This window comes from Mesorhizobium sp. M4A.F.Ca.ET.022.05.2.1 (genome assembly GCF_003998845.1).
GTDB lineage: Bacteria > Pseudomonadota > Alphaproteobacteria > Rhizobiales > Rhizobiaceae > Mesorhizobium.
In genome coordinates this window covers 1-12633 of record NZ_RZOJ01000149.1, presented here as the reverse complement: position 1 = coordinate 12633, position 12633 = coordinate 1, and the positions used below count along the sequence as shown (strand labels likewise).

Annotated in this window: 12 protein-coding genes and 1 pseudogene; 6 read left to right on the top strand and 7 right to left on the bottom strand. The window is 66.4% G+C overall.

Annotation, left to right across the window (positions count from 1 at the left end):
- The 3 genes from EN745_RS17520 to EN745_RS17510 all read left to right on the top strand — a co-directional run.
- Positions 1-1571 (top strand): efflux RND transporter permease subunit (locus EN745_RS17520; RefSeq protein ID WP_145992056.1); only part of this gene is annotated, 1571 nt, incomplete at its 5' end.
- 75 nt (positions 1572-1646) lie between these two features.
- Complete coding sequence (locus tag EN745_RS17515; protein ID WP_126055133.1) at positions 1647-2057, top strand: hypothetical protein; 411 nt, start codon at positions 1647-1649, stop codon at positions 2055-2057.
- A 29-nt stretch (positions 2058-2086) separates the two neighbouring features.
- Positions 2087-2419: a hypothetical protein gene (locus tag EN745_RS17510; protein ID WP_126055134.1), complete on the top strand. Its 333-nt coding sequence runs from the start codon at positions 2087-2089 to the stop codon at positions 2417-2419.
- Between the two features lie 14 nt (positions 2420-2433).
- Here EN745_RS17510 and EN745_RS17505 read toward each other — a convergent pair whose 3' ends face one another.
- Positions 2434-3933: a winged helix-turn-helix domain-containing protein gene (locus tag EN745_RS17505; RefSeq protein ID WP_126055135.1), complete on the bottom strand. Its 1500-nt coding sequence runs from the start codon at positions 3931-3933 to the stop codon at positions 2434-2436.
- A gap of 149 nt (positions 3934-4082) precedes the next feature.
- Between EN745_RS17505 and EN745_RS17500 the strand changes: the two genes are divergently transcribed.
- The gene (locus EN745_RS17500; protein WP_127421858.1) at positions 4083-4916 is read left to right on the top strand and encodes an AraC family transcriptional regulator; all 834 of its coding nucleotides are present in this window, start codon (positions 4083-4085) and stop codon (positions 4914-4916) included.
- On the opposite strand, the gene EN745_RS17495 is transcribed toward EN745_RS17500, so the two are convergent.
- The 4 genes from EN745_RS17495 to EN745_RS17480 form a co-directional block, all read right to left on the bottom strand.
- Positions 4913-5848 carry a bifunctional helix-turn-helix transcriptional regulator/GNAT family N-acetyltransferase gene (locus EN745_RS17495; protein ID WP_127421857.1) on the bottom strand — a complete coding sequence of 312 codons (936 nt, stop codon included), beginning with the start codon at positions 5846-5848 and terminating at the stop codon, positions 4913-4915. The two genes, EN745_RS17500 and EN745_RS17495, sit on opposite strands and share 4 nt — an antisense overlap.
- A gap of 181 nt (positions 5849-6029) precedes the next feature.
- On the bottom strand, positions 6030-7163 hold the full coding sequence (locus tag EN745_RS17490; RefSeq protein WP_126055138.1) for an alanine racemase: 1134 nt from the start codon (positions 7161-7163) through the stop codon (positions 6030-6032).
- Positions 7160-8440, bottom strand: coding sequence for a D-arabinono-1,4-lactone oxidase (locus tag EN745_RS17485; protein WP_126055139.1), 1281 nt, complete (start codon positions 8438-8440; stop codon positions 7160-7162). The genes EN745_RS17490 and EN745_RS17485 overlap by 4 nt, the downstream gene beginning before the upstream one ends.
- A gap of 13 nt (positions 8441-8453) precedes the next feature.
- The gene (locus EN745_RS17480; RefSeq protein WP_127421856.1) at positions 8454-9635 is read right to left on the bottom strand and encodes an MFS transporter; all 1182 of its coding nucleotides are present in this window, start codon (positions 9633-9635) and stop codon (positions 8454-8456) included.
- A gap of 128 nt (positions 9636-9763) precedes the next feature.
- Here EN745_RS17480 and EN745_RS17475 point away from each other — a divergent pair, with 128 nt between their 5' ends.
- On the top strand, positions 9764-10390 hold the full coding sequence (locus EN745_RS17475) for a TetR/AcrR family transcriptional regulator (RefSeq protein WP_189363074.1): 627 nt from the start codon (positions 9764-9766) through the stop codon (positions 10388-10390).
- A gap of 4 nt (positions 10391-10394) precedes the next feature.
- On the opposite strand, the gene EN745_RS17470 is transcribed toward EN745_RS17475, so the two are convergent.
- Positions 10395-11291 (bottom strand): LysR family transcriptional regulator, encoded by an 897-nt coding sequence (locus tag EN745_RS17470; RefSeq protein ID WP_127406773.1) that lies wholly within the window; start codon positions 11289-11291, stop codon positions 10395-10397.
- 107 nt (positions 11292-11398) lie between these two features.
- Between EN745_RS17470 and EN745_RS17465 the strand changes: the two genes are divergently transcribed.
- Positions 11399-12160, top strand: coding sequence for an SDR family oxidoreductase (locus tag EN745_RS17465; RefSeq protein WP_127421855.1), 762 nt, complete (start codon positions 11399-11401; stop codon positions 12158-12160).
- On the opposite strand, the pseudogene EN745_RS17460 reads toward EN745_RS17465, so the two are convergent.
- A pseudogene (locus EN745_RS17460) lies at positions 12157-12633 on the bottom strand (hypothetical protein); the annotation flags it as partial. The gene EN745_RS17465 and the pseudogene EN745_RS17460 overlap by 4 nt on opposite strands.

Sequence of the window (12633 nt, the reverse complement as noted above, 5' to 3'; positions counted from 1 at the left end):
TCCAGGCACTGCTCGAGATGGCGATGCGGGCGAAATGGCTGGTGCTGTCGGCGACCGCCGGGCTGTTCGCGCTGTCGGTCGTTGCCATGGGCTTCGTCGGCCAAGAGTTCTTCCCCAAGTCCGACCGGCCGGAGGTCATGGTCGACCTCACCCTGCCGCGCACCGCCTCGATCAAGGCGACCGGCGCGGTGGTGGAGCGCGTGGAAAAGCTGCTCGCCGCCGATCCGGACATCGACCATTGGAGCTTCTATGTCGGCCAGGGCGCGGTCCGCTTCTACCTGCCGCTCGACGCGCAGCTCGCCAATGACTTCTTCGCCCAGGCGGTGGTGGTGACCAAGGGTCACGCCGTGCGCCAGGCCGTCATCGACCGGCTGGAGAAGAAGCTGTCGACCGGCTTCGACGACGTCATGGCCCGCGTCACGCCGCTCGAACTCGGCCCGCCGGTCGGCTGGCCGCTAAAATTCCGCGTCAGCGGTCCGGACCCGGACAAGACACGCAGCCTCGCGCAGCAGTTCGCGCAGGTCCTGGGGAGCGATGCCGCGGTGCGCAACATCAACTATGACTGGAACGAGCCGGCAAAGGTCATCAAGGTCGAGGTCGACCAGGACCGGGCGCGCGCACTTGGCATCTCCTCGCAGCAGCTTTCCGAGACGATCAACGCGGTCCTGTCGGGCTCGAAGATCACGCAGATGCGCGACGACACCTACCTCGTCGACATCATCGCCCGCGCCGTGGAACAGGAACGCGCCAGTATCGACACGCTGCGCGGCCTGACGATCAGCGCGTCGGGCGGACGCCGCGTGCCGCTCGAGCAGGTGGCGACGCTCTCCTACCAGACCGAACCGCCGCTGATCTGGCGCCGCGGCCGCCTGCCGACGGTGACCGTCCAGGCCGACGTCGCGCCCGGCAGCGATGCCGTCTCGGTGACGCGCAAGCTCGGCACGGCGATCGACGCCTTCAAGGCGGAGCTGCCGGCCCGCTATAGCGTCGAGCAGGGCGGCGTCACGGAAGACAGCGCCAAGGCGCAGGCCAGCATCTTCGTGGTCTTCCCGCTGATGCTGTTCATCATGGCGACCGTGCTGATGATCCAGCTGATGAGCTTCCAGCGCCTGGTGCTGGTGCTGCTCACCGCACCGCTGGCGCTGATCGGCGTCGCCGGCGCGCTGCTCATCTCCGGCGCACCGATGGGCTTCGTCGCCATCCTCGGGGTGATGTCGCTGATCGGCATGGTGATCCGCAACTCGGTGATCCTGATCGCGCAGATCGACCAGCATATAGCCGCAGGCGAAGAGCCCTGGGCGGCAGTGATCAGCGCCACCACGCACCGGCTGCGGCCTATCCTGCTTACGGCTGCGGCCGCCATCCTCGGCATGATCCCGATCGCGCCGACCGTATTCTGGGGGCCGATGGCCTATGCGGTGATGGGCGGCCTGATCGTGGCGACGGTGCTGACGCTGGTCTTCCTGCCGACGCTCTACGTCACCTGGTTCGGCATCAAGGCGCCGACCGGAGCGACAGCCGCCACCGAGCCCGCCATGGCTATCGCCGAGCCGCAAGCCATCGCCGCCTGAGGCGGCGACGCGTTCCGACAAGCCACGGCGGAATGCCGCCGTGGCAGCCAAACACGAAACCGAAGGGAAACGACCATGACCCCGTTCTTTGGAAACCTGCTCATCCGCGTCAACGCCTGCTTCCTGATCGTCGCATCGGCCGGCGGGCTCGCCACCGACATTGCCGGCTCGTTCTTCGGGCGCGGCGCCGAAGCCATACTGCTCGCCGACGCACCCGGCACCGGCATCGGCTTCATCGAGGCGCACGGACTGGCCCTGATCATCGGGGCCACGCTCTCGCGCATCGCCTATTCGCGGACCTGGCATGCCTTCCTGGCTGCCGTCCACATGCTGCTCGGAACGGCAAACCTGTTGTTCTGGCAGTTCTTCATCGCCGCCGACGTGCTCGTCGTCGGCTACGTCACAACCGCGGCGCACTTTCTGTTCGTGGTTGCTCACCTCGCGGCTCTGGCGGGCACCGCCCGGCTTGCCGCGTCCCCCCGTTGAACTTCGATCGAGCCTTAAGGAGAGAGAAAATGCGTTTGAAATCCATGACGAAAATTCGTTCGGCCGCGGCCCTGCTCGCCATCGGCATGGCCGCCGTCGAGATCATCGGCGGCACGGTGCCGGCGCTGTCGCTGGTCGGCACGGCCGAGGCCCGCGTCGGCCATCCCTGGACGCCGCGCAGCGCCGCCGGTGTCGCCCGCCGCAATACGACATGGCGGGTGCTGAGGCACACCACTGCCTGGGTCGCGACCTTGCCGGCCGGCTGCGTCCGCACCAAGGTCAACGGCTTCGACGTCTGGCGTTGCGGCGGCACCTACTACCGGGCCTATCAGGGCCGCTACATCGTGGTCGTCGTCGATTGACGATCGGCCTCAGGCTAAACCTCGCCGAGGGCAAGTCGCACGCCTTCGGCGAGATGCTCGGCATCGGCCCGGTTCTCGAAGGGCACGCCGCGCAACGCGTAGTCGAGCGGCGCAAAAGCATCGCCCTCCTCGATGAGGGCGATCTGCCGCCGCGCCCTTTCCATGTCGCCCATCTGGGCATAGCAGGCCGCCAGCCGCGTCCGGATCCAGGGCGCCGGACGCGTGGCCAGCTCCAGCGCTTCCGCCGCCTGCCGGTATTCCCCCATCATGTAGAGCGCCAGCGCACGGTCGAACTGGTACCAGTGCGGGTGCAAGGGATCGATGCGGATGCCGCGCGCCAGCCAGGTCAGCGCCTCCAGCGGCCGGCCGCGCATGGTCAGCAGCATGCCCATCTGCTCGATGCTGTCGGCATCGCAGGGATTGAGCTGCAGCGCGATGCGCATGTGATGCTCGGCCGCCTCGTGGTCGCGCATGTAGAGGCGGATCAGCGATTGCACGCGGTGGCCGGTCGGCTGGTCCGGGGACAAGGCCAGGCCCTTGTCGGCAAGGTCACGCGCGTTCTGCAGCACCGCGTCGCTGGCGCGGCCGAACTCCCCGTCCAGCGAGCGCGCCAGGGCGAGATAGGTGTAGGCCAGCCCATAATTCGGATCCTTGGCGATGGCCGCCTCGAACAATGCCTCGGCGCCGCGCTGGTCGGTCTGGGCCGGATCGCGCAGCAGCGCAAAACCGCGCAGCAGAAGCTCATAGGCGGCGAGGCTGGTCACCGGCTTGCGTGAGGCCTGTTCCAGCCCGGCATTGGTGACCCGCGTGACCAGCCGGCTGACGATCTGCTCGACGATCTCGCCTCCGGTCGCGAACAGACCAGCGCCCTGCGACTGGTAGCGGTCGCCCCAGAGCTGGCTGGCGGTCGCGATGTCGACCAGGCTGACGGCCACCACGACATGCTCGCCTTGCCGGCGCAGCGACCCTTCGACCAGGTAGTCGGCGCCGATGCGGGCACGGATCTGCGGCCACTCGCCACGGCCGAAGGAGGAGAAGGAAAAGCTCGAATTGCGCGCCAGCACGGTGACTGTACCGAAGCGGGCCACGCCGTTGATCAGATCCTCGGCAAAGCCGTCGACCATCGCTTCGTCGGCCGGATTGCCGCTCTCGTTGCGAAAGCGAACGACCGCCACGATCGGCTGGGAGCTCATCTCGGGCGGGGGTTCCGCCTCCCCGGCAAGCATGTAGCCGCGCTTGGAGACGGTGCGCACCATTTCCTCGCCAAGCACCTTGCGGATTTCGCGCACCGACTGCGTGAGCGAGTCCTCGGTGACGTAGACGCCCGGCCAGACAACGTCCATCAACTCCGCTTTCGGCACGACACGGCCCATGTTTCGGGCAAGATGCGAAAGCAGGGCGTAGGCCTTCGGGCGCAGGAACAGCGGCTCGTTGACGCCGCGCAACGTGCCCATGGCGAGGTCGAGCGTGAACCCGCCAAACCGGTATACCTGATCGGCAGCCGCCGTGGTCATCGGGACGCCCCTTCCCCGGACACTGGATCATGCCGCTTCGATTCCCACATCGACGGGGCATGACCGACGCATTATTGCGCAGTGCGCAATTTGGATCAAACTGACTGTCCGCGCGGGCATTATCGTCGGCCGGCCAAATGCGAGGAACCATGCACCCGACCGAGAAAGCGCTGTGGTTTGTCGAAAGCCATCTGCCGGACGCGATTTCGCTTGACGATGTCCCGCAAAGCAGCGGCGTGTCGCGTTTCCATGTGACGCGCGCGTTCGGCGCCGCCACCGGGCGCTCGGTGATGGGCTACATGCGCGCGCGCCGCCTGAGCGAGGCGGCGCGCAAGCTTGCCGGCGGCGCGCCCGATATTCTTTCGGTCGCGCTCGAAGCTGGCTACGGCTCGCATGAGGCTTTCACCCGCGCCTTCCGCGACCAGTTCGGCACCACGCCGGAACTGGTGCGCGCGCAAGGCTCGACCAACACCCTAGACCTCGTGGAGCCGATCCTGATGGACCAGTCGTTTCTCAGCAATCTCGAACCGCCGCGCTTCGAGACCAGCCGCCCCTTCCTCATCGCCGGGCTCGGCGTACGCTATAGCTGCGAGACAAGCGCCGGCATTCCGATGCTGTGGCAGCGTTTCGGACCCTATATCGGCAACATCCCCGGCGAGACCGGCGACGTCGCCTACGGCGTCTGCGTCAACGGCGACGACGCCGGCAATTTCGACTATGTCGCCGGCGTCGAGGTCGCTGACTTTTCGGAGCTGCCTAAGGAGTTCTTTCGCGTGCGCGTGCCGGCGCAGAAATACGCCGTCTTTGCCCATCGCGAGCACATCTCGACCATCCGCCGCACGGTCAGCACGATCTGGAACAAATGGTTGCCGGCCTCCGGGCACGAGGTCGCCGATGCCCCGGAATTCGAGCGCTACGGGCCCGAATTTGATCCGCGCAGCGGCAATGGCGGGCTGGAAATCTGGATACCGGTGAAGGGCTAGAGCGCCAAATTCCAGGTCTGGCCGACCAGATCCTTGCCGAAGGAATGGTGGCGCTCTTCTTCCGCCAGTTCGAAGCCCGCCGCCTGATAGATGCGGCGGGCCGAGACGAGGATGTCGTTGGTCCACAGCGTCAGCGTCCTGTAGCCTTTGGCGCGGGCAAAGCCGATGCATTCATCGACCAGCCGCTTGCCGATACCGAGGCCGCGCGCGGACGGCTCGACATAGAGCAGGCGCAGTTTCGCCACAGCGTCCGACTTGCGCACGAGGAAGACCGAGCCGACGACCTCTCCTTCCCGCTCGGCGATCCAGGCACGCTCCCATTTCGGGTCGAACTTCCTGACGAACTCAGCCAGGATCTCGGCGACCAGCGCCTCATAGGTTTCGTCCCAGCCATAGTCCTGCGCATAGATGAGGCCCTGGCGCCGCGTGACCCAGCCGATGTCGCCGACCTGCAAGGGCCGCAATACATACGGAACCCTGGGTTCCGGCTGATCGCCGAGCAGACGCTGCACGGTGCCCATCGCCTTGACCAGCCTGTCCTGCTCGGCCGGCGGGAGCTTGTCGAGCAAGGCCTGGACCTGCGCATGCGAGTCTTTGTTGAGCGGCGCGAAAGCATCCCTCCCCACCTGTGTCAGCGCGATCGATGAGCGCCGGGCGTCGGCTTCGGTAGCGGCGCGCTCGACGAGACCGCGTTCCTCGAATTTCTTCAGGAGACGGCTGACATAGCCGGCGTCGAGGCCGAGGTCGCGAACAAGGTCGCTGGCGACGAGGCCATCGTGATGGGCGAGTTCATAAAGCACCCGCGCCTCGGTCAGCGAGAACGGGCTCTTCAGCAGGCCTTCGTCAAGCAGGCCGATCTGTCGGGTGTAGAAGCGGTTGAAGGCGCGCACCGCGTCGGTGCGTTCCTTGCCGGGGTGATCGTGGATGGTCATGGCGCTTCTCCTGTCAGGGAGAAGATCGGGCATTTAGTTGACTGAGTCAAGTAAATGCTTGCAGGTCGAGGCGTGATACGCGTTCGTCATCCTACGGCGAAGCAAGGAGCGGAGCGACGCAGCGCAGACCCTAGGATGACGATGTCGCGGAGGCCTGCGCCAATGGCGAGCGCTTCGCACCTCACCCCATCGGCAACGCCGGCCAGCGCTCGACAATATGTCCGGCCGAAAACACCGCGATCGAGCCGAAATGCTGCAGCACGGCCTCGCTCTGCGTCGGACGCAGGAAGGCGCAGTCGCCGGGCTTTACGTCGGCTCCGGCCGGCAGGGCCATGAACTGCTGGTTGGAGGACAGGCCCATCAGGCTGTTTACCTTCATTCCCTCCGGGAACACCGGCCCGGCCATCCACTTGCCGCCGTAGAGATAGCAGCCCTTGCGCGGGAACAGGCCAAGCGCCGTGAGCATGCGGGACACCGAGGCCGGCCCCGGCAGCACCGGCTCCACCACCTTCAGGATCGGCGTCGCGATGAAGGCTGCAGGCTGGAGGCCATCCAGGCCGGGGACGTCGAAATCGCTGGGCAGCACGAAAGCGGAGCCGATCGAGACTTCGTTGGCGACCCCGCCATGGTGCAGCAACGCCGTCTTCGAGCCGCCTATGTTCAGGATGCGGCGCTGGTCCTCGCCGAGGCTGTCGGCGAATTCCTCGGCCAGCGCCTGGGCTTTCCCCAGCGCGCCGGCCTGGCCGCCGAACAGGCCGGGAATCTCCGGCGCATGCGCCTCGTAGGCCATGATACCTTCGCAGCGCAGGCCGTTCGGGATGGTCAGCGCCTTTATGTCTTCGGGGCTGGCGAAGCCGCCGCGATGCAGCCCGACATCGACCTCGAAGGCAAAGCGCAGTTCGGTGCCAAGTTCGGCCGCCAGCGCGCCATACTCGGCCAGCCGCTGGTCGGTGTCGATCAGCCAGCAGACGCGCGACCAGCCGGCGCCGCCCTTGGTGAGCGCGGCTCTCGCCGCGCCGACCGGCATCGGCTTGCCGTAAAGCAGATCCGCCTCGGGAAAGGCGTCGAGCACGGCCTGCGTAATCGGCGGATGGAAAGTCATGAAACGGCTGGAGCCGAGCGCGCCGGCAATATGCTGGAGCAGCGGCATGGAGGCGAGCGACTTGTCGACCAGCCGCACGGCGAGGCCCGGCGCCAGTCTGTCCTTCACCAGCGCGATGTTGCGGTCGAGCCGGTCGCGGTCGAGCACGAGCGCGGGCTGGAAGATGCCGGCTTGCCTCAGCGCCTCGGAGAGATCGGCGAAATAGGCGCTCATGTGTCGATGCCGAACAGGCTGGCCATGTAGGGCGACACGAAGCGGTTTTCGGGATCGATATCGCGCCGCACCGCCATGGCGTCATCCCAGCGCGGATAGAGTTTCTTGAAATCCGCGGCCTTCAGGCTGTGCATCTTGCCCCAATGCGGCCTGCCGCCATACTTGCGGAAGATCGGCTCGGCCGCCCGCATGAAGGGCTCGGGACCGTTGGCCGCATCGTGGTGGATGGCGATCGAGCAGGTGAGCCTTTTGTGGAAGGGCGAAAGCCAGAATTCGTCCGGCGCCACCGAACGCACCTCCATCGGGAAGTAGACTTCCGGAAAGTGCTTCTCGGTCAGCGCGATGATCTCGGCCAGCGCCTTCGGCCCCTCCTCGAAAGGCAGGTGGTACTCCATCTCGTTGAATTTGGTGCGCCGGTCGCTGACATAGACGTTGAGCCAGTCCTGCACATAATCCTCGGCCGGCACCTTCTTGACCGCGCCCTTGATCAGCGCGCGGCGCAGCGACGGCAGCCAGCGCAGCACGGTGCGCAGCTTGCGCAGTGTCGCCAAACCCTTCTCGTCGTCCTCGGTCGGCCGTTGCGTCGGCTGCGCATCGCTCAGGTCGCTGGCGATGAACTGCGCATAGCCGGAAAACGGGATGTAGTAGAATTCGGCCGAACGGTGCGCGGCCAACATCGTCTCGAAATCGCGCAGCATGTCGCCGATCGGCAGCACCCATTTGCGGCGGCGCAGGCGGTAGGCCGCGATATTCTTCATCGTCACTTCGGTGAGGATGCCGAAGGCGCCGAGCGCGACGCCGGTGGCGTGGATCATGTCCTGGTCCCCTGCCCGGCTGTATTCGCGCAGTTTCCCTGTCCCGTCGACGAGTTGCACCGTCTCCAACTGCGTGTGATAGGCGCCGAGCTTCGGGCCCGAGCCATGCGTGGCGGTGCCCAGCGCGCCGCCGATCGCCTGCTTGTCGATGTCGCCCATGTTGGGCAGGGCCTGGCCGATGCCCTGCAGGATGTGCATCAGCGGCCCAAGCCGAGTGCCAGCCCGCAACCGCGCCCGATTGGCCGCGGTGTCATGCGAGACCAGCCCCTCGATCTTCTCCAGCGAGACGATGGTGCCATCCGACCGCACCAGCGGCGTGAAGGAATGGCCAGCGCCGGCGACGCGGAGCGGACCGGGCGCCGAGCGCACCAGATCGGCAAGCTCGCCGGCATCTGACGGAGTGGCGATAAGCTTGGGTGCGGCCTGCACCAGGCCCGACCAGTTGCTCCAGGCTTTCTGCATCGCGCTTCTCCGCTCAGGCAATGGCGCGGCGATGCCGCGTCACGAGGATGAACAGGCCGAGCAGCGCGACGCTGGCGGCGGCGCTGGCGGCGGCGAATTCCGGCACCGGCCGGAAATCCTTGTCGATCAGCAGCGAGGCGGCAATCGGCCCGATCGCCAGGCCGAAGAGCTGGGCCGCCGGCACCAGAAGCACCGCGGTGCGGGTCTCGTCGGCGGTGATCGCCAGGCGGATCTGGTAGGGAACGATGAACAGCAGGATGAAGCCCATCACCAAGGCGGCGCTCCAGAATATCGTCGGGCCAGGTCCGCTGGCGAAAATCAGCGAGCAGACAAGGGCGACGGCGCCGACGGCGGTGATCGCCAGGCGATAGTCGATGCGCGCCTCGATGGCGGTCGCGGTCAGGGCGCCAACCACCTGCGCGGCGAGGCTTGCCGACACCATCAGGCCGACGGTGCGGCCATCGATGCCGAACTGCGCCCCGAGCGGCTCGAGGAAGGCCCAGATCGCGCCGAAGAACATGAAGTAGCAGAAGATCGAGAGCAGCGCGGCGATCGATCCGGGCGTCAGCACGTTGGCGAAATGCTCTTCCTTCGGCAGGTCGGCATAGTCGTCCGGCACGATCCAGGCGACCGCCAGCGAGGCGAGGCAGACCACGCCGAGGGCGAGGAAGCCGCCGGACGCGCCGGCGACCGGGACGACATAGAGCGCCAGGGTCAGCGCCAGCGCGCATTGCGCCAAGGTCTGCACGGTGACGAAATAGCCGCCGATGCGCTCGGCCCGGCGCGAGCGCGCAATCAGCTCGGTGGCGATGGCGACCAGCCCGCCCTCGGCAAGCCCGGCCAGGCTGCGCGCGCCGATCAGCGCGTTGGCGCCGGCGGCATGGGCCGTCCACCAGTTGGCCGCCGCCAGCAGGAGCAGCAGGATGGCGCTCTTCCAGCGCATGTTGCGGGCGGACAGGGCCATGGCCACGACGCCCGAGCCGATGGCGATGGCGATCATCTCGGCGGTGGCGACCAGCGCCAGTTCGTCGCCGGTGACATGGCCTTCGGTGTAGAGCGCGCCGAGCAGCACCGGCTGAAGCCCGAGGATCAGCAGGCCGACCGAGCCGATCCACAGCGCCGAAGCGAGCTGCAGGCCGCTCGGATTGCCGACCAGCCAGTCGCCGCCGTCCGTCTCGCCGGCTTGTGTAACCAAAGGCGCCTCCTCAACGTCCTTGCCGCATCGCCAAAAAACTGACAATCTGTCAGCATTTCTGGAAACTGATAGTTAATCATGTTTCTTGTCAACCGGAATTTTGGACCTCTCGCGAGAGATCGGGCGCAATGAGCGAAGCAAGGCGATTGGCGACGGAGCCCAGGCGCAGGCCAAAGCAGGAGCGCAGCCGCGAGCGCATCGACGCGATCCTTTCGACGACCATGCGACTGATTGGCGAGAAAGGCATCGATGCCGTCACGATGAAGGAAGTGGGTGCGCTGGCCGGCGGACCGATCGCCACCGTCTATCACTATTTCCCCAACAAATCGGCGATCCTGGCGATGCTCTACGAGCGCTTCGCGGAGGAGAGTCGCGCGCGCTTCGGCGCCATCATCGCCGGGATCCGCGGGGTGGACGATGTGACGTCGGCCGCGGATCGACTGCTCGACGACTACTACAGCCGCGTGGCGGCGGATCCGGCCATCCAGGACCTGCAGAACGCGATCCAGGCCGACAAGGCGCTGCAGAACCTCGACATCGCCGAGACCAGGCAGCAGGCGAAAATGTTCTGCGACCATGTCGGTCCGATGCTTGAGCCGGAGCGGCGCGAGGCGTTCGGACGCGTGGTCTTTCTCATCTTCCAGCTTGCCGGCGGCGTGGTGCGGCTGGCGCTGACGCAGGACGAGGCCGAGAGCCGGCGGACGATCGATGACTACCGGTCGATCATTCACACGCAGTTGCGGTTGTTTCTTTGAGCGATCAGGCGTCCAGCTTCGGCCCCAGAATCTCCACCAGCCAGTCGACGAAAACCCGCACCCTTGGCGACAGCTGGCGGCTGCGCGGATAAAGGACCGAGATCGGCGTCGGCGTGGGCGGATTGTCCGGAAGCACCTCGACTAGCCGACCGGCCTCGATGTCAGCGGCAAAACGGCGGCGCGGCGCCTGGTAGAGGCCGAAACCCTGGAGCACCAGCGTGGCGGCCGTGTCGGAGTTGGAAATCGTGACCCGCGACGGCAGGACGATCTCGTGCACCTTGCCGTCGACGGTGAATTCCAGCGGCATCACCTGCCCGGTGCGCGACGAGACGAAGCCGATCATCACATGGCCGGCCAGCTCGTCCAGGTCACGCGGCAGGCCGTGGCGCTCGACATAGTCGGAGCTGGCGAGCGTCGCCTCGCGCGCCGTGCCGATTCGGCGCGCGATCATGTCGCTGTCCGGCAGCGTGCCGGCGCGCACCACGCAGTCGACGCCCTCGCGCACGAGATCGACGAGGCGGTCGCCCTCGCCGATATGCAAGCTGAGCCCAGGATAGCGGGCGAGCAGCGCTGGCAGTTCCGGGATGACGACGGTACGAGCCAGGTTGCCGTTGATGTCGATGCTGAGCCGTCCACGCACCTCATGCGCGCCGAAGCCGCCCTCGGCGTCCTCGATGTCGGCGAGGATGCCGATGCAGCGCTGGTAATAGGCGTCACCATCGAGAGTGGTCGTGACGTGGCGGGTGGTGCGCCGGAGCAGTTGCACGCCGAGCCGCTCCTCCAATTGCTTGATCGCGGCGGTGGCGCTGGAGCGCGGCAGGCCGAGATCGGCGGCGGCAGCGGTGAAGCTGCGCCGTTCCACAACGCGGGTGAAGAGCCGCATGCTGTCGAACCTGTCCATCGGTGATTGTTCGCACAGGATGAATAGTGTTGGCAATCCGTGCCCGATTATATCGTCCAGCAAGGCGAGTATATGCATCTCCATCCAAAACAGAAGGAGTTCTCGCCATGACCACTCGCCCCATCGCCCTGATCACCGGCGGCAGCCGCGGCCTCGGCCGCAACACCGCGCTCCACCTCGCCCGCAAGGGTGTCGACGTCATCGTCACCTATCGCTCGCGCGCCGACGAAGCTGAGGCGGCTGTCGCCGAGATCGAGGCCGCCGGCGGCCGCGCCGCGGCTCTCCAACTCAATGCGGGAGCCGTCGCCACCTTCCCTGCCTTCGCCGCGGCATTGAAGAATACGCTTCAGGAAACCTGGCAGCGCGACCGCTTCGACTATCTCGTCAACAATGCCGGCACCGGCCTGCGCAAGATGATCGCCGAGACGACTGAGGAGGAATTCGACACGCTGATGAACACCCATCTCAAGGGCGTGTTCTTCCTCACCCAGGCGCTGCTGCCGCTGATCAACGATGGCGGCCGCATCATCAACATCTCAAGCGGGCTGGCCCGCTTCGCCGCTCCCGGCTCGTCGGCCTATGCGATGATGAAGGGCGGCATCGAGGTGTTCACGCGCTATCTCGCCAAGGAACTCGGCCAGCGCGGCATCACCGCCAACACCGTGGCGCCGGGCGCAATCGCCACCGACTTCAACGGCGGTCATGTGCGCGACAATGCCGAGATCAACCGCATGGTGGCCGGCGTCACCGCGCTCGGCCGCGCCGGCGTGGCCGACGACATCGGCCCGATGATCGCCTCGCTGCTGTCGCAGGACAATCGCTGGGTCAACGCCCAGCGCATCGAGGTATCGGGCGGGATGAATATCTAGGTAACCTGGCGGATCAGCCCTTCGAAGCCGTCGGCGAGATTTGAATTGCCGGCGGCGACGAAGCTCGAAAGGCTCCTGGCTCGCCCAGGGGTCTTGTTGGCATCGAGCAGCACCGCCCTGCCTTCATGCATGACGAAATCGAACTTGCCATAATCGAAACCGAGTTCACGCCTTAGCGCGCGAAGCTCGTCGGGAACCGGAACAGGTTCGCGGCGGATCGTATCGTCGCCCTTGACGAGACTTTGCGGCGAGACGTGGCGGGTGCAGCGTTCGCGTTCGCCGCAAAACAGCCAGAAGCGGGCTCCAAAGCCGTCCGGCTCCGGTTCGGGAACGAATTTTTCCACCACCAGATCCTCGCAGTCGAACACCGTCGTCGGAACATCGGCAAGCGAGCCATGGACACGATAGCTGTCCAAGGCTTCGAGGCGGGGAAACGGCTCCGGCTTGCCGGCGCGTCGCGACCGCCGGTTCAG